Source organism: Maribacter algicola, from assembly GCF_003933245.1.
In the GTDB taxonomy this organism is placed as follows: domain Bacteria; phylum Bacteroidota; class Bacteroidia; order Flavobacteriales; family Flavobacteriaceae; genus Maribacter; species Maribacter algicola.
This window is the reverse complement of the sequence record NZ_QUSX01000002.1, coordinates 1-23,275: the sequence shown is the minus strand read 5'-3', so window position 1 is coordinate 23,275 and position 23,275 is coordinate 1. Positions and strand designations below refer to the sequence as shown.

Annotated in this window: 15 protein-coding genes; all 15 read right to left on the bottom strand. The window is 41.6% G+C overall.

The window, feature by feature from the left end; genetic code table 11:
* Positions 1-96: 96 nt before the first annotated feature.
* Positions 97-1,194, bottom strand: coding sequence for a non-hydrolyzing UDP-N-acetylglucosamine 2-epimerase (wecB, locus tag DZC72_RS09345; RefSeq protein ID WP_125222675.1), 1,098 nt, complete (start codon positions 1,192-1,194; stop codon positions 97-99).
* Between the two features lie 32 nt (positions 1,195-1,226).
* Entirely contained in the window at positions 1,227-2,129 is a 903-nt protein-coding gene (locus DZC72_RS09340; RefSeq protein ID WP_243641709.1) for a polysaccharide deacetylase family protein, read from the bottom strand.
* Entirely contained in the window at positions 2,130-3,137 is a 1,008-nt protein-coding gene (locus tag DZC72_RS09335) for a GNAT family N-acetyltransferase (RefSeq protein ID WP_125222674.1), read from the bottom strand.
* Between the two features lie 26 nt (positions 3,138-3,163).
* Positions 3,164-4,141, bottom strand: a complete 978-nt coding sequence (locus DZC72_RS09330; protein WP_125222673.1) for a GNAT family N-acetyltransferase — start codon at positions 4,139-4,141, stop codon at positions 3,164-3,166.
* Positions 4,138-4,860: a WecB/TagA/CpsF family glycosyltransferase gene (locus tag DZC72_RS09325; RefSeq protein WP_243641708.1), complete on the bottom strand. Its 723-nt coding sequence runs from the start codon at positions 4,858-4,860 to the stop codon at positions 4,138-4,140. The genes DZC72_RS09330 and DZC72_RS09325 overlap by 4 nt, the downstream gene beginning before the upstream one ends.
* Positions 4,847-6,691, bottom strand: a complete 1,845-nt coding sequence (asnB, locus tag DZC72_RS09320) for an asparagine synthase (glutamine-hydrolyzing) (RefSeq protein ID WP_125222672.1) — start codon at positions 6,689-6,691, stop codon at positions 4,847-4,849. The genes DZC72_RS09325 and asnB overlap by 14 nt, the downstream gene beginning before the upstream one ends.
* A 205-nt stretch (positions 6,692-6,896) precedes the next feature.
* Positions 6,897-8,078 (bottom strand): hypothetical protein, encoded by a 1,182-nt coding sequence (locus DZC72_RS09315; protein ID WP_125222671.1) that lies wholly within the window; start codon positions 8,076-8,078, stop codon positions 6,897-6,899.
* 15 nt (positions 8,079-8,093) lie between these two features.
* A complete protein-coding gene (locus DZC72_RS09310; protein ID WP_125222670.1) occupies positions 8,094-9,164 on the bottom strand; it encodes a glycosyltransferase family 4 protein in 1,071 nt (356 codons plus the stop codon).
* A gap of 26 nt (positions 9,165-9,190) precedes the next feature.
* Positions 9,191-10,432, bottom strand: a complete 1,242-nt coding sequence (locus tag DZC72_RS09305) for an O-antigen ligase family protein (protein ID WP_125222669.1) — start codon at positions 10,430-10,432, stop codon at positions 9,191-9,193.
* Positions 10,433-10,459: 27 nt separating this feature from the next.
* Positions 10,460-11,971 (bottom strand): O-antigen translocase, encoded by a 1,512-nt coding sequence (locus DZC72_RS09300; RefSeq protein ID WP_207891740.1) that lies wholly within the window; start codon positions 11,969-11,971, stop codon positions 10,460-10,462.
* An 81-nt stretch (positions 11,972-12,052) separates the two neighbouring features.
* Entirely contained in the window at positions 12,053-13,405 is a 1,353-nt protein-coding gene (locus DZC72_RS09295) for an MraY family glycosyltransferase (RefSeq protein ID WP_165869303.1), read from the bottom strand.
* 492 nt (positions 13,406-13,897) lie between these two features.
* Positions 13,898-18,874, bottom strand: a complete 4,977-nt coding sequence (locus DZC72_RS09290; RefSeq protein ID WP_125222667.1) for an HYR domain-containing protein — start codon at positions 18,872-18,874, stop codon at positions 13,898-13,900.
* Between the two features lie 36 nt (positions 18,875-18,910).
* Positions 18,911-19,423, bottom strand: coding sequence for a phage tail protein (locus DZC72_RS09285; RefSeq protein ID WP_125222666.1), 513 nt, complete (start codon positions 19,421-19,423; stop codon positions 18,911-18,913).
* A gap of 11 nt (positions 19,424-19,434) precedes the next feature.
* The gene (locus DZC72_RS09280; protein ID WP_125222665.1) at positions 19,435-19,926 is read right to left on the bottom strand and encodes a peptidase associated/transthyretin-like domain-containing protein; all 492 of its coding nucleotides are present in this window, start codon (positions 19,924-19,926) and stop codon (positions 19,435-19,437) included.
* Positions 19,927-20,268: 342 nt separating this feature from the next.
* A partial coding sequence (locus DZC72_RS09275; protein ID WP_125222664.1) for a T9SS type A sorting domain-containing protein occupies positions 20,269-23,275 on the bottom strand: 3,007 nt, incomplete at its 5' end.

The window sequence follows — 23,275 nt, the reverse complement described above, 5'->3', positions numbered from 1 at the left end:
AAGACACCGTTCAAAAGAATTTAAATTCAGAATTCAACAAAAGATTTCGCCAACTTCTGTAAAGATCGAAGCTAAGGATAATTGTCGGCCCTGTATTTATAATTCGTTCAATCCCAATATTTTCTCGATAATACGGGGGGAAGTGGCACCATCCCAAAGAGGTGGAATACCACCAGATTTCCAATTTCCGGAAAGTAACTTTTCCATGGCCGGGCGAATGGCCTTTGGATCTGTTCCCAAAAGTTCATTGGTACCCATGGTAATCGTTTCCGGTCGTTCCGTATTATCCCTAAGTGTCATGCATGGTATGCCCATGACCGTGGTCTCTTCCGTAATCCCGCCGGAGTCCGTAATAACTGCCTTGGCGCGTTCCACTAGGTAGTTGAATTCCAGATACCCCAGTGGCTCTACAAAATGAAGTCGTTTGTCGCCAATATTGAGCCTCTCCAGCACCTTTGCAGTTCTGGGATGGACAGGAAAGACCAAGTCATAGGGAGCAGAATGGAGAATGATCTCATTGATAAGTATTTTAAGGTTCTCCTCCTCATCAACATTGCCCGGCCTATGTAAGGTCATGACCATATAACTTTGCTCCTTTAAACCCAAGTTTTCCCAGAAAGCAGGTCTTCTAAAACGTGGACGTTGTTTCAATAAGGTATCAATCATAGTGTTGCCCACATAAAATATATTTTGGGGCTTTACACCGTTCGCCAAAAGGTTTTGGTTTGCCAATTCAGATGTAGTGAAAAAGAAATTGGTTATGGCATCCGTAACCAGCCTATTTATTTCCTCTGGCATGCTCCAATCGTGAGACCTTATCCCAGCTTCTACATGGGCTACTTTTGTATGAAGTTTCTGTGCCACAATAGCACAGGCCATGGTGGAGGTTACATCACCCACTACTAAAACCAAATTTGCCGGATTTGCCATGAGTTCCTTTTCGAACTTAAGCATGATTGCTGCGGTCTGTTCCGCTTGTGTACCTCCACCAGCGGCTAGGTTTACATGGGGTTTAGGAATTTGAAGTTGCTCAAAAAAACTACCGGACATTTTTTCATCGTAGTGTTGGCCGGTATGTACCAGCCTATAGTCGATTTTCGCTCCTTGGTCCTGGGCTTCCCTTATGGCATGTATGATAGGTGCAATTTTCATAAAATTGGGTCTTGCACCTGCAATTATGGTAATCTTTTTCATTTTCAAATTTCTTCAGGATGGATGTAGTTATTTTAGGTTCTTGTGGACAAAAGGGAAACGCACTTGTGTTCCGCTGCTTCCAATTCCACAGCGTCAACCTCCGCCCAATCGATTTGTTTAATAGCCGTATCCAAATCCACGAATTCAAAGTCTTGAATCCATCGCTCCAATTTTGACTTGCAATTTTTAAGGCCGACATACGACTTAAATTTTCTGAAAGACGAAAGACCCTGCAGCATAGGTTGTCCATAATCAAAGTCCCTGGGATGGAAATATGTCATTACGTAATCCGATTTCTTACTAAAGTGTTTAATGAATCGGTAAGGAAACAACCGAAAATATCCACCACCGGAAAAAATAAGTTGTCGACCAAGAAAAGGATGGGTGTTTATGGGAAACTCCTTTAACTCCGCCCCGTTGTACCGTAAAAGGGAAGGTTTGCTTGTTCCATATTCCGATAGTCCCCCGTGCCCCCTTTTGGCGGCAAATACGGAAGAATCGACCGTGATACCCAATTCATAGAGTACTTCAAAGGCCCATTTATTGCTTTCCGTAATGGAAAATCCCGGAGCCCTGAAGGACCGAACCTTTTTACCGGTACAATCCTCCAAAGTCTTAATGGATTTTTCTACATCCTTGGTGAAAGTCTTCCTGTTTTGTTCATAAGCCAACTGATGTAAATGGGTATGGCTTCCAATTTCATATCCCTTGGATGCAATTTCACGGACAACCTCGGGAAATTTTTCCGCAATCCAACCTACCACAAAAAAGGTCGCACTCAAATTTCCTTTACTCAAGATTTCATGGATAGTTTCCATATTTTGATGTATGCGCGTTTCAAAATTGGCCCATTCCTTAGGCGTCTTGGTATAGGGGTTGTCCAAAATATGATACCATTCTTCTATGTCAAATGTCAAAATATTCAATTCCTTCATCTAGTAAACGTATTTTGAAATGTAGTGGCCAAAAAAGACTGACGTTCTTAGAGGCTGTAATTTCCAGATTTTGGTTAAAAATGTTAAGTCCTTAATGGAAGTTCCAATGGGTTCGGAGAAATTATAGTAAATAGGGAGCTCTATAGGATTCCATTGTAATTTAAACCTGTGGTTGTTACTTTCTTTAGTTGACCTACCAAAGGAAAAGTAATCATACTTCCCTATTGAGTCTTTCATCATTTCCCAACAAATAAGGGCATGTAGATTGTGTTTGTCATAGGCACAATCCGTGGCAGACCAACAGATTTCGTTGAAATTTAAATAGGACAGGGAAAAACCCGCTGCGATAACCTTAACACCATCGTACAAAACGGTGATTTCCGCCTTACCGTATTCATAAAGTTCCAGAAGGTTCCTGTAGAACACTTTCCCAATAGGTGGGGACCCAAATTTCAACATCTTATTACTATACAGATCATAAAAGTCATCCAATAGATCCAGACCTCCTACCCTACTTGTAAATCCTTTATTGGCCGATTTTCTAAGCTTTTGCCGTAATTTTGACTTGAAGGACATTATCTGTTCTTCGGCGGTTGGGTAGAGCTTAAGAACACAACTTATTTTTTTATCGTACACATGTTGGGTCAGTCTTTCAAATGACCGAATCTCAAACTTTCCTTGAGGTACTATATTTTCAATAAAAATCTCTCTATTTAGGGAATGCTTTACTAAAGGGCCGCCATACGAAAAATGCGGCATGGAGACTACTTTCCCTCCTATTTTCACAGTTGGAAAAAGCCCGATTATCTGTTCATTCTCTTTTATGGCGTAATTAAGGGCTGTATATCCAAAGGTCTTCTCCAATATCTTTCCCAGGCATGGATTGTGAGCAATCGTAACCATTTGATGCCCCATTTCGCGTTCAAGAAAGGAGTTCCAAATATTAGAATCCAAACAAACCTCCAAAACAGCACTGTGATCAATATTATTTTTATGGTAATTTATCATTTTACGTTTTTCGTTTCCAATCGCCTTTAGTACACATATTTAGAGATATATTTTCCGAAAAGAATGGAGGTTTTAAATGGTTGTAACTTCCAGAGTTTCGTTAAAATTTTAAATTCCTTAATCGATTTGCCAACGGAATGGGAATGATTAAAAAATAGTGGAAGTTCTATAGGGTTCCATTGTTTTTTAAATCTATGATTGGTACTGTTCAACGTAGACCTTCCCATGGAAAAATAACAATAGCCATTCTCAATGGAATCCTTGATAATATTCCAGTATAAGAGGGAGTTCACGTTGTACCTGTCATATTTCTTATCTGAACTTACCCAACATAGCTCGTTAAAATCCTTATAACAAAGGGTGAAACCGGCAGCAGCAACATTTTCATTTGCATAAATCGCCGATATCTGGGCTTTACCATGTTCATAATCCTCCAAAAGGTTTTTGAAAAAATCCTTTCCCAAGGGGGGCGACCCTTTTTGGAACATTCTTTTGGAATATACTTTATAGAAATCATCCACTAGCTCCGCACCTCCGTGAACTACCCGAAAGTTTCTTTTTCTTGCCTGTCTTATCTTTCTTCTTGCCGATGATGATATGGTCATGAACTGTTCCTCTGGGCAATTCTTCAGTTTTACTTTGGACAGTATCTTATTTGCATAAAAATTATCCGTTACCTTATGTAGCCCCCTTACTTCAAAACTAGTCTCATTAAAAAGTTGTGAAACTTCCAAGTTTTCTTTTGTCTTAGAGCAAATAATAGGACCACCATAGGAAAAATGGGGCATGGATACTAGTTTCTTACCAACCTTCATTGCGGGCAGGACACCAATAATTTGTTCATCCTTCATGATAAACATATTCTCGTCCTTATAACCAAAGGTCTTGGCTAAAATGCGTCCCAAGGAAGGATTGTGTGCAATGGTAACAAGCTGGTGCTCCTTCTCATCTTCTAGGAAACTGTTCCAAGTCTTAAAATCGGATGCTTTTGCAAGATGTATCATAACTGGTTCAATATCAATTTCATAAAAAATGGCAATACCCTTATATCTCTCATGACGCGCTTCTTGGGTTCTTTCATGGTCCTGTAAACGCCTTCAAGACCATTTTTAATCCACCATTGTGGTGCTCTATTTACCTTACCCGTAAAAACATCAAAACTACCTCCCAAACCCTGATATACGGCAGGATGTAGTTTTGCCATTTCTTCCATCAATAGTTCCTGCCTTGGACTGCCCATGGCCACAAAAACCACATCGGGGCGTTTTAATGCAATCTCTTCCAATAGGTCTTCCTTATCTTTTTGGTCCTTCAGAAAACCATTGCGATATCCAACTAGATTTATGTTTGGAAATTGCAACTTTAAAAGTTCTACCGTTTTATTGATAACAGCATCTTCACCTCCCATAAGGAAAAAAGATTTGGTGTCATGATATTTTGCAACAATATCCAACCAGAGCTCACATCCCGGAATTTTCTGGACATTTTTATGTCCCTTTCTATTGAGGGCCCAAACAGCACCTACGCCATCAGGATACCCCACATTCCTGTTGATAATTTCCTTTGAAAGGTCCGTGGCATGATGGATTTTTTCGGCATTTACGGCAACCAGGATATTTTTGTTTTCAAAAACATATTCCAGTAGTTCTTCGCGTGAATTGGGAACAGCGGTCTTGACCCCGTTCAACATTTCCCAAACCATATTTTTTTCAGTTAGTGTCATTAGAATCAAACCAATAATAAATGCCCAACAAAAGAAAAATCTGTTTCTCTTTGTTGTAACCAGAGGCATGAGCATTTAAAATTTGGTCTACATATTTTAAATTAAAAACCTTTGCGAACGAAGATGTTGGATCCAGCAACAGCCCTTTCAAGATGTCCATTTCTTCCCTAAACCATGTATTGGTTGGTGACTGGAAACCTTTTTTCTTCCTATTTATAATCTTTTTGGGCAACAATTTTTCCGCAAATGCCTTATGGATCAGTTTTCCCTCCCTGTAGTTGACTTTCCGTTCCAATGGAAGTGACTCCATGAAGCGAACCAATTCTAAATCCAACATGGGAACCCTGCATTCCAACGCAAAATTCATCGTTATTTTATCCGTATAGTTCAATAGGTCGTCGGACAGGTTGAGTCGGGTGTCCAAAGCCATCAATTTTTCAGCAGGATGTATACGGGATTTACAGTCCAACTTATCATAAAAATGACCTATCAAACCTTCACTGAGATGATCATCCTCACCTATCAATCGTGCTATTTCTTCCTTGTCGAAAATCTCATAGACTGATAAAAACCGTTCCATTTCAATCGAAATTTCCATAGTTTTTGCGCCTCTGATCCATTGATCGTTCTTGGTTCCCAAGAATTGAAATGTAGGTTTCAACACAGACCTTATCGGGGAAGGCAAATGTTCTCTAATGATTTCAGAGCGATACCGGGTATAGCCTCCCAAAGGCTCATCGGCACCTTGCCCGGTCAATACGACCTTTACATGTGAGGAGGCCAATTTGGCCAAATAGTACATAGGAATCATGGAAGTGGTTGCCAAGGGTTCCTCCACGATGCGGGAGCACTCCTTTATCAATCCTAGAAAATCGTGGAATGATATTTTTTCAACATGATGTTCCAGGCCAAGAAGATCTGCAGTTTCCTTGGCGTCCGCTATTTCGTCCTCATCAAATTCTCCTTCAAAACCAATGGTAAAGGCCTTTAAGGTGCCCTGATAATGCTTTTTTGCCAGGGCCGCGATCAAGGCACTATCTATGCCCCCGCTTAGCAATACCCCTACTTCAACATCGGATAGCAATTGTCTTTTTACGGCCGCCTCAAGGTTTGCTCCATAATTATCAATCAATTCCCTTTTACTGCCCTTACTAGTTTTTGGCAATTGGAAGGCATAAAAACGTGATTCATGTGCAATATCGGTATTGGAAACATCCCAAGTAATGAAATGCCCTGCAGGAACTTTTTGAATATTCGTAAAAAGTGTTCGAGGTGCCGCATTATATCTTAATCTCAATAGACTGGCCAGTGCCTGTCCATCAAGTTTACCATCATTGTGAAGGGCGCGTATTGGTCTAATTTCGGATGAAAAAACAAGTCCTTTGTCACTCTGAGAATAATACAGAGGCTTTACACCAAAAGGATCCCGAGCTAAAATTATTTGCTTTTTGACCTTATCCGCAAAGGCAAAGCCAAAAATCCCATTAAGGTCTGCAATGCCTTGTTGTCCAAAATGAATGAGATAATACAACAGGGTTTCGCTATCCGAATGCCCCTTAAATTCCAAATCCTTGGGTAATCGTTGTCTTAATTCTTGATGATTGTAGATTTCACCGTTAAAAACCAGTACATAATTTCCGCAAGGGGAAACCATAGGTTGGTGACCTGCGGGGCTCAAATCGACTATGGAGAGCCTGCGATGTCCAAAATGTACACTATGCTCGCCAACATCGAACCTTTCGATACCAAAATCGTCGGGGCCCCTATGTGCTATCAAATCAAGGATATCCTCCGAGAATGGTATGTTTACCGATCCTAAAATTCCGCACATATGGCTAGTTTATTATTCTTTCTGTTGAAAATTTTACCATTGACAAAGTAAGTCCTTCGCATTGGCACTAACATAAAAACACGATTAAACACCTTAAGCCATGGACAAACTGATGGTGGATAAAAATTGAAGGTCACACAGAAATGCATCCCGATAGATGAACGGCCTATATATTCTACCAAATGAGGTAAATCGACGCCCAATCCTATCCATGATAATCTAGCTCAAGTGCCGAAAGTGCATATAAATAGGGCATTTTTGCCCACCGTAAGGTGTTTTTGTTTTTACGGAAATTGAACGTGTCAATGACCGAATAAATATCATCCCCTTTCCGAAATTTCACGCCTATTGAAGTTGCCAATTTTTTGGCAAAATCGTGGTCTCCAAAAAGAACCGCGAAATGTAAGAACTCCGCATTATCGTATAAATCGTATTTTATAATGGAGGGCTTATTGCTCAGGCTGAATCTTTTGAAAAGCCCGTCCTTGGAATCGTAAAAATTTAGTTTTAAATAATCATAGCCCATCGCCATGGTTTTCTGGGCGTCTTTTAAGGGTAGAATTTTATGGGTCTTGTAGATATTCTTTAGTACGAAACAGCTGTGGAAACAATCAATAAAGGAATTTTTATCTTCAGGGGAATACAGCCAAGAACCATCGTTTCGCTGACTGTTTTTAATAAAATTGTACAACTTGCCTATTCTTTTCTTTATAATTTCTTTTTTATCAGGAAAATAGCCCAAAAAAATCGCATAGGCATACATAGTATAGGAAACCGCATTGGTGACAAGTCTGTCCTTTGCAGGGCCATAGGAGGTAGCCATTTCATCCGAATCCTCAAAAAGAACCTTTATATCGTTTTCATAAAAAGTAAATATGCTTTCAATATGCTGAATGTATTCTGAATCATTGGTTATTTGAATATAGGCGTGTATTGCTTCCAAGGCGTAGGGTGTATGTGTACTGAAAGGGGTATTCTCGTTGTAGTCCAACCCTTCCCCCACGGCCCACTTAAAGCCCAAACCCCAACAAAGTCCGGCGTAACCCTTGCAGCTATGTTCAATAAGCCAATCTACATGCCGTTTCCCAAACTCTAGGTATTCATCCTTTTTCTCAATTTTGTAAATGTTGAACAGGGTAAGTGCCGCCATAGCCCTTGCCGTGGGGTATTCCCTTTTTTTGTAAAACAGACGGGCATTGTTGTTTATGAAATGATCATAGAGTGTTAAAGCCGCTGCTGGTAGCAACCCAACGTACTTGTTTTTATTGAACAAGGACTTGATTTGAATACCAATACCGGTCATCCATATATCGTAGGGGTCATAACCTGCCAAATCATCCGAAATGCAAACCGCTTTAATATTATCCAAATTCCTATTTTCTTTCATTGGTATATGATGGAATTAAGAACGCGCTATCATACTGGCAAAGGAATTTGCCAAACGCTCCGCAACTTTGTTAGCCGTTAAGTTACTTAGGGCAAAGTCGTGATTATAATTGCCCATATGGACCATCTTTTCCCTATCCAAAATCAAATCCTTTAACCGAGCGGCCATATCTTCCTCTTCTTTCAGATCTACAAAATATCCCATCTCCTTATCCTTGAAAAAATATTTTAACCCGCCCACGGGTGTCGTAATAACGGGCATTCCAAAAGCCATGGCTTCCAATATGGATGTAGGGAGACCTTCCGTATAGCTAGGCAAACAATACACATGTGAATTTATGAATACTTCCCTTTTTCTACTTCCCGTTAGATGTCCTAGAATTTCAATATCAGCATCGTTCTGGGTTTCATTGACCACCCTATCCATTTCTTTACCGTCACCTGCAATCAGAAGTTCCAAATTTGGGACCGACTTTTTTAGTTTTCTAAAAGCATCTATAGTTTCGTAAATACCTTTCTCCCTTACCAGTCTCGACATAAAAAGCAGTCTCATTTTATCCGTACTTCTTAAATTGTTCATTTTTTCCGAAATAGAAAAATCTTGGATGAGACTACCTTCAATGGTTGTGGTGGCAACAGTGACCACACCTGTATAACCCCATTCCCGGAGTTTGGATTCAAAGTCCTTTGAAAGCACAAAAATCTGTTCGGCCTTTGCAAAGGTTCCCTTAAATAATGGGATATAACGCTTCGTTACCATTTGTTCAAAATCCTCATCCCATCCATGAAAAAAGATGGCAAACTTCCTTTTCCTTAAGGCCAACTGTTTTGCGAACAATCCATCCCTAAAAAAACTGCGTGCGCCTAAGGAAGGGTTTAGTACGCACAAATCAACCTTATTAACCGATTTCAAAAGCTTCCATTGATCCACTAGCGGACCAAACGGGTTTTTGCCGTGCCCTCCTATTTCCAAGGGAATTATTTCAAATTCCTTTCTTCCTCCAAACTCGGGCAAAAGGGCATTCCAAAAGGAACTGACTCCTCCCGGGGAACTTAAATGCGGTAACGTTACAAGGATTTTTGCCATGAGCGGTCAATAAATTCTAAAGGTTTTCAACGGGCATCGGCCAAGGTAAGTGCTTCTTCAATGTTTCTTTTTTTCCTAAGGACATTCACTTTTTTGAACATCATGTCCTCAAACTCCAATTTTACATAAACCAGTACCATGAAGACATCGAGCTCAAACCACATTCCCCCTTGAGTCAGCATCAAGGATAAATACAAAAAATATACGGACAGCGCCAACCGATATGAGGGTCTATTTTTTCTTTTCCAAATAAATTTAAAGAGGGAAACAAGATATCCAAGAAAAAAGACGATACCCAGAATCCCATTCTGACCTAATTGGGTGAATATCTCGTTATGGGCATATACCCTGATGCCAGTAGCTTCCTTTATCTTGTCAACCAAGGCGTCGAAACCAAAACCAAAGAGCATTTCAAAAAGGTTACCGCTGTACCATAATTCTACTGCAGTTTGCCAAAAAATGAGTCGGCCAGACCCTGCAGCGGTCTGTTTACCGTTCCGGATATCAAAAATACGGTTGTAAAAAGTCTCGTTGGTTTCCAAAAGATAGAAAAACCCAATGGCCAGTATGGCAATTGTTAACGTGGCAGTTGCAATCTGTTTGATGGAAAATTTCTTGGGCAAAAACAGGAACAGAAGACCAATGGCCAGCATGGCGTATCCTGTTCTTACAAAAGTCAAATAAATAAGATAGATGCCGAATATGGTTATGGCGTAGTTCAGTTTTGTATACTTAATGATGCTGGATTTTGCCTTCAAAAAAGCGATCAATATCAAAACCGCGGTAGTGGTGGTAATGGCAGCCCCATGTGAATTTTGAAACATTCCTGAAAAGGTCCCGAAGCTTTCATAGTCTACCGTATCCTTTGCCTTGGTTTCTAAAATACCCAGAATAAAGGGAATGCCCGATAAAACCACAAACTGGGCAAAACCTAAAAGTATTTTGTCCAAATTTCTCAAATCCTTGATTTTGATGAGCGCATATTCGAACATGAGTGGAAACATCATGTAGCGCACAAAATCGATAATGCTCGCAAAATAGCTAACGGAGAAATTTGCCGTCACCAGGTTTTTTCCAGCCCGGGCATAGGACCATTTTATAAAATTAGGCTTCCTTCGATTGCGAATGATCAATACCTGCCATATCAAAAAGAGAAAAAGGGGAATCTTCCAAAATTGGGAAAAAGTGGTTGGACCTACGGGGACAGGGCCCAAATAGATAAGTATGAACAAAACCCCAAAGATTGCCAGCTTTTTAAAATTGTTCATTCCGATCTTAATTTATCGTACCGATTTTTACTTCTTACCAAAAAAACCCAATATGAGTTCCTTCAAACCCAATCGTTTATCCAATTCTACAAATGAAAAATAACCGGACAAAAGGATTAGAACACTGCCTAAGATATACATCCATGGAGTATCAAGGATCTTTATCCCGACCAAACACAATAGACCAAAGACGAATTGCAAACCAAAAATCTTGGAGAACCCCTTTTGGAAGGAAAACTGATATTTGGTCCTAGCTATAAAAAAGACCTGCCCCAGATATACGACATAGGATACCAGAAAAGAAATACCTAAACCAGTTAGGCCCCAATAGTAGTAGCCAATGATATTAAATAGCAACAGGTATAAATTTGAAATAAGCTCGTTCCAAAAGAAAAGTCTACCCTTACCTTTAGCTATAAATATAAACCCAACCACCCACGCAGGAACTTTGAAAAAGAGACCCAAAAATGCCCAGTAAATCATAACGTTGACTGCCAAGAATTCTGAGGAATACAGGATAATAATGACCCAATCAATAAAGACCATTAATCCAACCAAAACGGGTGCCAATATTAACAATGCTATTTCGGTCTGTTGGTTTATAAGCTCATTCGCTTTGATATTATTTGATGCAACTGAAGCTAGCCTAGGATAGTAGTCGGTCTCCATCGCCGTAAAAAGCAAACCAACATAGGTGGTAATCAAGGCAATTCCCGCATTATAAAGCCCCACCTGCTCTACCCCTCCTGAATAATTAATAAAAACCCTTAAAGCATATGATTCCCCCAAAACCATTATACCACTGAGACTGAGCATGAAACCCATGGTCATCATACCTTTTCCTTCCCATTTCAATTCCCTGATACTTAGAGGTACGGATTGTTTTTTAATCTTATTCCCAAAATAAAGGGCTACAAGGAAAGTTGCCAAAGCCGTAATGACCAATCCAGGAACTATACCCTCCAATCCCAAGTAGTAATAAAAAGGTATGGACAATAAAAGCCCTATGCCGGAACCTACCATATTGGCCTTTGCCAAATCCTTGAGTCTTCTCAGCCCTTGAAGCAATACAAAATGCCCACTGGCCAATTGCTTTAGTAGGACCGTAATTGATAGCCAAACAAAGGCAAGGGTATATTCAGAATTTCCAAAAGCCACCTCGCTAAGCCACTTTGCCCCAAACAAGGTAATCAATGAACCTAAAACACCTGTAATCCAAATTAGTCGGTTAAGTACCGCCATTGTTTTTGCCAAGCGAGAACCATCATTGGAATCCTTTGCCGTGGCTATGTCCTTTACGCCGCTTATTCCTAAACCAAAATTCGTCAATGAACTGATCAATAGAATCGTAGTATTGAGTAAACCCAGTATACCCACACCCGCAGGACCTAAAAGGACTGCCATAATCTTGGACCGTAATATGGAAATGATAATATTGAAGACCTGGACACCCCCAAAGATAGAAGTCGCTTTCATTATCTGTCTATAGCTGCTTCCTTTTTGATTGTCTACTTTGGTAAGTTCTATGGATTTTTCCAACTCCTGAATTTTAAAATTGACCTTATATGATACAATTCTTAGCGGTTATTTAAGATGATCTTGCCTCGGTACAACCTATTCTTACAGGACACCGTCCTTGTCTAAAGCCTTGTCCTTCTTATACTTTAGTTTTCCCTTTATAACATTAAAGTTCTTGGTTCTGTCTTTTAGGAATTCTTTCCCATTTCCATTGGTTTTAGTAGCTAGACTAGTGTCATTCTCAAATAAAGCCGACTTGAAGCCTTTATTTTGGTCGGCTTTGGCCGAATCTTTCATTTTGAAAACATCCATGGTATTGTTGCCATATACGGATGCCACCTCATGGTTAAGGGAAGCAGATTGTACTTTCGTTTTGATTTTAAAAACTTTTAAAAATGGCAGTAAATAAATAGCTGCACCGAACAAAACCGAAACAACCAAGTGTATATGGATATTTAAATGCATCGTTAAAAAGGCAAAAGCAATGACCAAGGAATTAGCCATTACCAAGGTAAAAGTTGCCATTTTATGAGACATCCCTAAACGTAAAAGCCGGTGATGAATATGATTGGAATCAGCACTAAAGGGACTTCTCCCCTCCCGAATCCGAATAGAAAATACACGCAATAAATCGAATAATGGATATGAAAGAATGGCCAACAAAATAACAGGCGAGTTCATATAGTTATTTGTTGTTCCTATTTCTGTATTCAAGTTTAGAAAATAAATGCCTTGATAAGCCAAAAGAAAGCCCGTTAACAATGACCCGCAATCCCCCATAAAGATCTTCTTGTCCCTGGATAAGTTATATTTTAAAAAACCAAGAACGGAGCCCACAAATATTGTAGCTACCAAAGTCATCAAAAAATTGCCCTTTAAGGAAAAAAGCACACCAAAGGTGATGCTTCCCAATATGGAAAGCGAACCTGCAAGCCCATCTATACCGTCCACTAGGTTAAATGCATTGATGACCAACATGAATACAAAAATGGAAAATAGGACGGATGCGAAATAAGGTAACTCGTTTAAACCGAAAATTCCCCCAAAATGTAAAATTCTAATATCTGTAAGTACAACCACGTTCAACACGGCAATCAACTGGCCAATCAATTTCTTTTTAGGAGCCATACCGGTCAAATCGTCCTTAATGCCCAAAAAGACCAAGATTATCGATGAACCCATAATGGCGAGCAGTTTGGATAAATCCGTGGGTACCAAATCTGTCAAAATACCAAACACAATAATGGATAACGAAAAAGCCAAGAATATTCCCAATCCACCTAAGTTTGGGGTTTTGGTGGCATGCATTTTCCGATGATCGGGATCATCCATCAAACCCTTTAATTTGGATACATTTATGATAACAGGGTATAGATAAATGCTGGAAGACAAAAAGAAGGCTGCCAAACCAGCAATCAGGGACAGGTAAAAGTAATTGGTTAAAAAGTCTATCATACTATTGGGCATTCCTTTCTATTATTCTTTTTAAATGATGAGCACCATTTTCTCATCAGCTTTATTATTCTCAAAAAAAGGGATTACTGTTGTAAAAAATACCCCAAATTCTGAGGTAAGATTATAGGCATTCAACAAGGAAAGAAATTGGGTTAGTTTGGTTTTATAGTTAATTTGTGAGATAAAAGTAACGGGAAAGAATATCCCTTCGAACAATAATCGTTATTATACCTTGTTCATCGGTAACCCGCTTAGAGCCCATAAATAAAGGGATGGTCGATGAAAGGGAATGTAATATTCATCTTACAGAATTATTGTGAATAGAACTATTAACCCAAAATTTGAATTTTAACATTCATGATTTGAATGCGTTACATATGAACATTTTTAAATCCTTATAGGTTTACACATAATTTGTACCATTTGGAAAAAAATATTCAAAACAAAAAGCCACCTTAAGTAAGGTGGCCTTTTATCCATTTACAAAATACCTTAGGGCTTTCGAAGCACCTTTAAGATTTGATTGCCGCTACCGGTAGTAACATATATATAATACATTCCAGCAGGCAATTCGTTTGTTTTCAGTCCAATCTCATTTCTTCCTTTCTTCAGATAATAATTTCCAAAAGTCTGTACCCTTTTCCCAATTCCATCATAAAGGGACAACTCGCTTTTCATTTCCCTAGGGGAAATCACCACAAGGGTAAAATCCTCCTTAAATGGAATTGGATATCCGGATAGTTCCAAGGTTGGTGCCTGATATTTGGACACATCCTCCACAGGACATACCTCGGCGTGAAGTATTACGTGGAAGCTGTCCATATCCCCCGCACTTACGTCTGAAAAGGTATGGGTTACAAAGTCTCCGCTGATATTGTCCTCATATGGATAATCCCCTGGTGCCACCGTTAAATTACCGTTGTTCGGTTTGGCAGGTATTGCGTTGCTGCCCACATACAGCTGGGCCTCCGTCATCTTATAACCGCCCAATGTGGATACGGTAACGCTTACGCTACCACCGGAATAGACCACTTGAACACTTCCGACAAGGGCTCCCTTACTGATATCGCATTGCCCGGCAGCTGCGTACAGGTCCATTTCATAGACGCCATCTATCGACGGGAACTCATTGGTCCACCCCCATCTATTACCATTGATATTGGGTATATCCAAGAAACAAGTTCGTACGTTTTCATCCGAGGACCTGGCAAATGCGGTTTCGCATTCATCAATAGAACCTCCAGCGCAACTTTTATCATCATCTTGAACAATGTCCCATTCACAGGTATCCTGGTTCCATATTGCGGTTTCATAGCACAGGGTTTCCGGCATTCCTGGTTGTTCGCCTTCTATATCCCAGCTACAAGTGTCAGAGTTCCATGTGGCAGTCTCGTAACATTCCATCTGTGGTTCTTCCGGTTGACTACCTTCAACATCCCAAGTGCAAGTGTTCGGATTCCATGTTGCCGTTTCATAACATTCTGTCTGAGGTTCTAAAGGCTGCTCACCTTCAACATCCCAACTACAGGTATCTGGGTTCCAAGTAGCAGTTTCGTAACAGGCCGTCTGAGGCTGTTCGGGCTGTTCGCCTTCAATATCCCAGCTACAGGTATCCGCATTCCAAACAGCATTCTCATAACAGGCAGTTTCGGGCATCTTGGGTCTTTCGTTCACAATAACCCAACTACAAGAGTTAAAATCCCATACAGCCGTTTCATCACATTCGGTTTTGGGCATTTCAGGTCGTTCGCCCGTAATATCCCAAGTACAACTGTTAGGATTCCAATTTGCCGTCTCATAACAAGAAACTGGAGGCATTTCCGGCTGTTCGCCTGTAATATCCCAACTACAGGTATTCGGGTTCCAACTAGCCGTTTCAAAACACTCCGTTTTGGGCTTTTCAGGTTGCTTCCCTATAATATCCCAGCGGCAATTGTCTGTATTCCAGATAGCGGTTTCGTAACAGGCTGTCTGAGGCATTTCTGATTTAATACATACTTCATCATCACATGCATCAGGTATGCCATCACCATCCTGGTCCACGGTATCATCGCCGTTCGGGCATTTATCATAACAATCTGCAATACCATCGCCATCTTCATCGAAGCCCTCGTCTATCTCACCATCACCGTCATTGTCCACTCCGTCGCATATTTCTTGACCGGGTTCCGTAACGGTGATACTGCATCGGGAGGTCGCCCCCTTGGCGTCCGTGATGGTTACGTAGTGCGTGCCAGCATTTAAGTTAGTATTCAACTGACTGGTAGTACCATCGTCCCACCTGAAGGTAAACGGTCTATAACCACCATTGCCATGTACCGTGGCCGAACCATCATTGCCACCGTGTACGCTAACGTTCCCGTTGCGGTTGATCCAGCAGTACAGTTCCTTGGCGATGTCTATCTGGTTAACGGTCTCACAGCCGTTCACATCCGTCACCGTAACGGTGCGGAGCCCATAGGTCAACCTCGTCGCAGTCTGCGTGGTCTCTCCATTTTCCCATAGATAGGTGAACGGTGCCGTTCCCCCTTTGGGATACACTGTTGCCACACCGTCTTGGGTAAGGTGGTCCGTTGTAAGCTTGTCCTGTTCTACAGAGCTTAAGAAGGAATCGCAATCCCCGCCCGTAGGTTCCGAGATGGTAATGCTACACCGTGAGGTGGCCCCAATGGCATCCGTAATGGTCACATAATGGATGCCTGCGCCCAGCTTACTATTCAATTGTGCTGTAGAACCATCGTCCCATAAATAGGTGAAGGGCCTAAAGCCTCCGTTGCCATTTACACGGGCAGCGCCATCGTTGCCGCCACGCACGCTCACGTTCTGGACCAGGTTGATCCAACAGTAGAGCTCCTTGGCTATATCTATCTGGCAACTGGTCTCGCATCCGTTGGAGTCCGTCACCGTTACACTGTGCATGCCATAGGTTAACATGGTCGCCGTTTGCGTCGTCTCACCATTGTCCCATAAATAGGTGAATGGTGCCATACCGCCATAAGGCGTTACAGTTGCCACACCGTCCTTGGTAAGGTGGTCTGTAGTTAGCTCATCTTGGACAATGCTACAGGTCAAAAGCTCACTCTGGGTAACCACAAATACCTCTGAGGTCGTTGAACAACCTTCTTGGTTGGTCACCGTTACCGTATAGCTTCCCTCAAGAGCCGTAATGGTCTGCGTGGTCTGCCCGCCTGGTGACCAAAGATAGCTGGCAAAGCCCGCCCCGGCATCCAGCACCACGCCGTTACCATCGTGGCAATAGCTATCGTTTCCGATAATCTCTACGGTTGGGGGTGAATTTACCGTAATAGTCTGGGAAACAGAACTATCGTTACCGCAAGCATCTGTAAAAGTCCATGTTCTCAAAATTTTGTAAGTATCAGGGGTTTCTCCTTCCAAAAATTTGTCATTTGGTATTCCAACTATTGAAATACCTGGTATTATTCCATTTAAATCATAAATATTAAGAGCATCTACACCTGCAAATGAATCAAAATAATCAGGTGAAAATAAATTAGCAAGGATACAGCTTTGAGCACCTGAAAGGAGATCGGCCTCAATATCTGCATTCCCTACTATACCACATTTATTCGCCGCTGATTGCACAAAAGCATCTTCAAACCAACCATCACTACCGTTTACCTCTACAACCTCAGGTCCCCAACCGTAACCTCCGTTCGATAGGCCCATTGCGGTAACATTGTCTCTTATCAACTTGGCCAAAACATCAGTGGCATCATTTGATGGAATCAAACTCTCATCAAAATATTTTATATCTAACCTAAATCCCCCACCATTATATGTTATATAACTAACACATACATCTGCAATCTTTATGCCCTGCACTACCAAAGGAAAAGAATAATTACAAGAGACAGGGCCATTTGGATTATGACCACTGGTATCCAGAACATATAATTCTGCCGATAGCGGAATATCCTTTTCGCATTGTACTATTACATCAGCTGGCGGAGTGGTCGTACCTGGAGGCATCTTATCTACTATAGTAATGGTCTGTTTACAGTTACTACTTTTTCCAGATTCATCTGTTGCAGTCCAAGTTCTAGTAATGGTACCTGTTGAACCACAAGCTGCAATAAAAGAATCTGAAAACGTGACAATAGGATTAGCGTCCGTATCATCGTTGGCGGTTGCACTTCCGGTGTCGACAAAACTAGTGGAAGCACCATATTCAACAGTAACATCTGGCGGACATGTAATGACTGGGGGGCTTACATCCGGACAATTAAACTGGCTTTTGTCAACTTGAATATATGTCTCACAATAATCGCTATTACCATTTACATCTTCTGCCCATACCCTTACTAGAATCGATTCTTCATCATCACAATTTAGGGTCAGGCTTGGTGACTTTATGTCTGAACCGCCACGAGATATTGAATAGGTTACGGGACCACAAGCATCAACTGTTGGTGACGCAATAAAATCCGAAGCGAAAATTGTCCCAAGTCCTGTTGTAGCATCCAATTCCACCTTTAGACCATTGATACATATAGGAGAGGGAGCTTTATTGTCCTCAAGGGAAAGACGCATGTTACAAGTAGACGAATTACCTGCTTCATCGGTTGCGGTAAAGGTAATTACGGTGTTGCCCGTTCCGTTGAATGTAGATCCCGCAGGAGGGCTTTGCGTAATGGTAGGTGATGCCGTAACATCATCGGTTGCCGTGACCATGCTTGTGTAATCTGGCACGAGAGTATTGCAATTGGCATCCACCATCAATGTTTGGTCGGCAGGGCACGTTATCACCGGTGGCATATTATCAATTGTTCCTATTGTTGGCGTACCCAAACTAGCATCCACCGTACCGGGATACACTGTATTATCATTACTTATCCAATTGGCCAGGTTATGCACTATGGCCCTAATCTGTTCAGGGGTACCGGACAAGGGGCAACCCGCTATGCTACAACTAAACTGCCAATTATCAGCTTCAGGAGTGAACCTCACGGCAGTATCACCCGTAGTCAGGGCATCTGGTAAGGCCGAGGTCTGGTTATCCGTTGCCGCACCGTCCCAATTTGCATCATTGCTTGTTGGGGTATCGTTCAGTTGCATTCCCGCAATAAAAGTGGGCGTTGAAATACTTCCTTGTATGGCGAATAACTGATCTCCTAAATAGGTAAACGCCGCGGCAATAGGAGTAAGATTCGAAAAATTCAAGGTGATGACCTCTCCTGCACTTCGGGCAGACCCAGAAGTCCACGTAAATTCACCGTCACCAATCGCATCGAAGAAACCTGCACCATCATTCCAGCCACGGTCCGTAAAAATAATTTGGGTGGCGGCATCGATATCCTTTAATAATATAAAGGCAAAACTATCCTCCGTATTATTAGCACCATCCGTGTTTACACCAACAAATGCTATGTCACCTGGTCCTAGAGCGGTTTGTCCAAAAGACCAGAAAAACGTAAGACTAAAAAGGTAATAGAGTAGAATTTTTTTCATAATAACAGGTTTGTGATTGGTTGGTTTTGAACTGTCTTAAGACCTAGAAGGAAATATACCTTGCAAGCAAATTATATAATTCAAAGCCAAAGTCGGTTGAATATTGTTTACCGATTGATTACCCCCTACATTATTTTGGGGAAGCGCAGCCATCTCGACATCCGAAGAGGTACCAAATCCATTAAATCCAGCCCCTGCAATAAAATTACCTACAGGATTATCAGTGTCCGCCTCAGATTTAGCCGGTAATTTTACTCCGTGATTATGCGACGGTAACTGGTTAATATTTAATGTATTAGTCTCTGAACCTTGTTTGTCACCTAAATTATAATTGGAGAGACCTGGTCCCGTTCCTGAAGAAACAGGCACCCGCCCTCTTAAATCAGGTAATGCAAAAGTGGTTCTACCGTCACCTCCATAGAAAGTCCCTATAAGAGAAAAAAGTGCTTGATTGCTTGAAATGGGCAACAATTGTCCGTTACAAAAAGCCCAGTTTCTAGGTGCAAAATTACCGGCGAATAAAATTATTTGTGCTAAATATCCTTCCATAATTATTTAATTTATTGGTTGATTGAAATATTGAAATTGATTTTTGTTTTATACAGTGATTTTTCCAGTTGTGGAAAAAGTAGATTGTCTTCCAAATTTTGATGGGACTCCCAATGTTTATCGGTGATGTACGCCCCAAAATCTGAAAATTTTAGTTCCGTGACCAATTCCTTATTTTCCCTTGAGACCCTAAAGTGGATGGTAGTATGCTTACCCATTTCTTTGGATGGATAATCGGACTTTAAAATATACCTTCCCTGAGTATCCGTTAACAATGAGCCCTTGTGCCCTATTTTTTCCGAATTGGGGGAAAGGTGCCAGAATTCAATCTTCACATTTTGAAGGGGATTCTTTCCCGAACCATCGAAAACCCGCCCGGAAATTTCCACTTGCTTACCAAAGAGCTTGGTACGTATATCTGTCTTAGAAATTGAAGGGGAAGAAAATGGTTCCTTTGCGAATAAATCGGTCGTATGCAAAAGCACGGCACCAGTTGATGCCATGATGGAACCTTTAAGAAAGTTCCTTCTTTTTTGGTGGTTTTTCATTTTTCCTTTGGTGATTGGTTACAATGACCATAGGAAGTAGTTTGGTTCTTTGTATTGTGGGGTTACAAAAACCAGTTAATGTTCCAACTGAATTCTATACCTATGTAAGGTACTGGTTAATAAGGTATTTACACGTTTCCAGCTTATGAACTGTATGATTTATCGGATGAATGGTAATAAAATGTTAAAATTGTAACATTGAAAGCATGGAACTGTTACGGATATGGAAAAAATACAATAGCAAAAAAGCCCTAAAGATGATTGCTTTAGGGCCTTTTACTTGATTAATGTAAGTATCTATCTTTTAATGAATTTTTTAATCATAGCGCCGGAGTTGCCACCATTTGCTCTAATGATATAAACACCCGTTTCTAAATTTCTTACATCTATTTGCATAAGGTTCCAAGAAGTCCCGGGAACACTCTTCACCAATTTTCCAGAAATATCATAAAGATCAAATCTTACTATTCCAGAGTTCTTAGGAACTTCCAAGTTTAAAATTTCAACCGTAGGATTTGGCCATACTTCCATTTGAAAGGTACGTGCCGTTGTAACAAGGTATGGATTTGCCATTCCAAAAGTAGGTGCTTGCAAATTTCCACTAAATGAACTAAACGCATAAGGATTTGCATCTATATCATAAGCGATTTCTATTGTATGATCATTTATTGCATACCAGGCATCCGTATTGCTATCCCTAAATACCAGAACCGGTTCATCCCCTGTAAATTTAAAGTCAGCACCTCCCAATTGAGTACCAAACAAGAAGTTCTCATCACTTGATTCATCAGGAATACCAATGGCATCCATGATATTGCCGAGATTGGAAATGCCGGTATCCAAAACACCATCATCATTACTATCAAAATCGTTGATACCATCTTGATAGTTATCCGTAATCATTATGGTAAAGCTCGGGTTCTCTATATCCGGAATTGAAACTGTTAAAAGTCCATTTGCGTCAAAAGTGCCTGTAACTTGCTCCACATCATTAACCTGGCCAGAATTGGCCGAATCAGAATCCAAAATTACTATCCATCCAGTAAAGGATTGACCAGCAGGACCTTTGAGTTCAATAGACTGTTCAGATGGATCCGTACCAGGTGGATTTGGCTGGAATTCATTGATAAGTACGGTGAAAGAAACAGCTTCTAATACCTTAACTACATCCGTTGCGGAATTGGAACAACCATTCTCGCTAACATAGGTATAGGTTAGCGTATGTTCCCCTATGCCGGCTAACGATGGGTCAAAATTGTAAGTGCCGTCTTCGTTATCCGTTACTCCAGGTCCACTATATACACCCCCTTCAGGGCTGCCTCCAGAAAGGTTATACTGAATTCCTTCATCTATACTTACTTCGTCAAAGGAAACAAACTCAACCGTTGGCAATAATACGTCTTCATCGATGTCACCATCACCGTCATTGTCGACACCGTCGCATTCTTCAACATCGCATCCATCCGGAGTTCCGTCTCCATCGGTATCCAAGCTATCATCAAAACCTAGACATACATCCAAACAATCCACTACGCCATCTCCATCCGTATCCAAAGAGACGCCGTTGGCATCTACGCTATCTGGACAGGGCGAATTGATTTCGTCATCCTGACAATCGACAATACCGTCACCGTCTGTGTCAACGGTATCGTCACAATCGTCCATACAATCGGGGGTACCGTCTCCATCTGTATCCAAGTTATCATCCAATCCTGGACATTTGTCCAAACAATCCGGCACACCATCCTGATCAGTATCTAAATTATTATCGCACTCATCAAAACAGTCGGCAATCCCGTCCATATCGGCATCGAATCCTTCATCTACTTTACCATCGCCATCATTATCGAGACCATCGCACTCTTCCACATCACAGGTATCGGGCACTCCATCACCATCGGAATCCTTGGAATCATCTCCATTTGGACATATATCTAAACAATCGGGTACACCGTCTTGGTCAGAGTCCAATCTATTATCGCACTCATCGAAACAATCGGCGATTCCGTCCATATCGGAATCGAACCCTTCGTCCACTTTTCCATCTCCATCATTATCTACACCATCACAAACCTCTGGTCCCGGTTGGGTTATGGTAATACTGCATTGCGAGGTCGCCCCCGTGGCATCCGTGATTGTCACATAATGTATCCCGGCCGTTAACGAGCGGTTGGTCGCTTCCGTAGATCCGTCATCCCATTTAAATGTAAAGGGCCTGTATCCTCCGTTACCGCTTACACGTGCGGCACCGTCTTTACCGCCATACTCTGTAACATTTTGTATCAGGTTCACCCAACAATAAAGTTCCTTGGCTATATCTATATACGACACGGATTCACAACCATTGGCGTCCGTAACCTTCACCCAATGCATGCCATAGGTCAAAGTGGTGGCCGTTTGGGTGGTCTCACCATTGTCCCAATAGTAGGTATAGGGCGCAGTACCGCCATAAGGCGTTACCGTTGCCCCCCCGTCCTTTGTCAAATGGTCAGTAGTAAGCTTATCTTGTTCCACCTCACTTGTAAATTTATCACATGCACTTCCGGTAGGCTCCATTATAGTAATAGTACATTCGGAAGTCGCCCCCGTGGCATCGGTAATGGTCACAGTATGTATACCTGCCGTTAACGAGCGGTTGGTCGCTTCCGTAGACCCGTCATCCCACCGGAAGGTAAAGGGCCTGTATCCTCCGTTACCGCTTACACGTGCGGCACCGTCTTTACCGCCATACTCTGTTACATGCTGTATCAGGTTTATCCAACAATAGAGTTCCTTGGCAATATCTATTTGACACATCGTTTCGCAACCGTTGGCATCTGTAATGGTAACGGAATGCATCCCATAGGTCAATTTGGTGGCCGTTTGAGTGGTCTCCCCGTTGTCCCATAAATAGGTGAACGGTGCCATACCCCCAAAAGGTGTTGCCGTTGCCACCCCATCCATTGTTAGATGATCCGTGGTAAGCTGATCTTGTACGATACTACAGCTCATTTCCTGCCATGAACCTACACTGAATATTGACTCACCCGACTCACATCCACTTTTTAAATCCTTTACAGTGACCGAATAGGCAGTATCTAATAGGAAGCCGGAGATCACACCGCCGGCTCCTACCGTAGGCCCCGCAGGGGAGAACGTATAGGTCAGCGTGTCGTCGTAGTTCGTTATGCTCGCAGAACCCATCATTTCACATGTTGAGTTTTCGATATATACCACAGGGTTTTCAGGCGCGTTCGGTACGGGGTCTATCGTTATGGTGCCCGTCTCGCTGGAACAGGTCGTGTCGTCCGTGTCGCGAACGGTA

What these genes read in the sequence shown, in the direction of transcription:
- wecB (WP_125222675.1), bottom strand. Translation starts at nt 1,194, where the DNA reads ATGAAAAAGATTACCATAATTGCAGGTGCAAGACCCAATTTTATGAAA.
- DZC72_RS09340 (WP_243641709.1), bottom strand. Translation starts at nt 2,129, where the DNA reads ATGAAGGAATTGAATATTTTGACATTTGACATAGAAGAATGGTATCAT.
- DZC72_RS09335 (WP_125222674.1), bottom strand. Translation starts at nt 3,137, where the DNA reads ATGATAAATTACCATAAAAATAATATTGATCACAGTGCTGTTTTGGAG.
- DZC72_RS09330 (WP_125222673.1), bottom strand. Translation starts at nt 4,141, where the DNA reads ATGATACATCTTGCAAAAGCATCCGATTTTAAGACTTGGAACAGTTTC.
- DZC72_RS09325 (WP_243641708.1), bottom strand. Translation starts at nt 4,860, where the DNA reads ATGACACTAACTGAAAAAAATATGGTTTGGGAAATGTTGAACGGGGTC.
- asnB (WP_125222672.1), bottom strand. Translation starts at nt 6,691, where the DNA reads ATGTGCGGAATTTTAGGATCGGTAAACATACCATTCTCGGAGGATATC.
- DZC72_RS09315 (WP_125222671.1), bottom strand. Translation starts at nt 8,078, where the DNA reads ATGAAAGAAAATAGGAATTTGGATAATATTAAAGCGGTTTGCATTTCG.
- DZC72_RS09310 (WP_125222670.1), bottom strand. Translation starts at nt 9,164, where the DNA reads ATGGCAAAAATCCTTGTAACGTTACCGCATTTAAGTTCCCCGGGAGGA.
- DZC72_RS09305 (WP_125222669.1), bottom strand. Translation starts at nt 10,432, where the DNA reads ATGAACAATTTTAAAAAGCTGGCAATCTTTGGGGTTTTGTTCATACTT.
- DZC72_RS09295 (WP_165869303.1), bottom strand. Translation starts at nt 13,405, where the DNA reads ATGATAGACTTTTTAACCAATTACTTTTACCTGTCCCTGATTGCTGGT.
- DZC72_RS09290 (WP_125222667.1), bottom strand. Translation starts at nt 18,874, where the DNA reads ATGAAAAAAATTCTACTCTATTACCTTTTTAGTCTTACGTTTTTCTGG.
- DZC72_RS09285 (WP_125222666.1), bottom strand. Translation starts at nt 19,423, where the DNA reads ATGGAAGGATATTTAGCACAAATAATTTTATTCGCCGGTAATTTTGCA.
- DZC72_RS09280 (WP_125222665.1), bottom strand. Translation starts at nt 19,926, where the DNA reads ATGGCATCAACTGGTGCCGTGCTTTTGCATACGACCGATTTATTCGCA.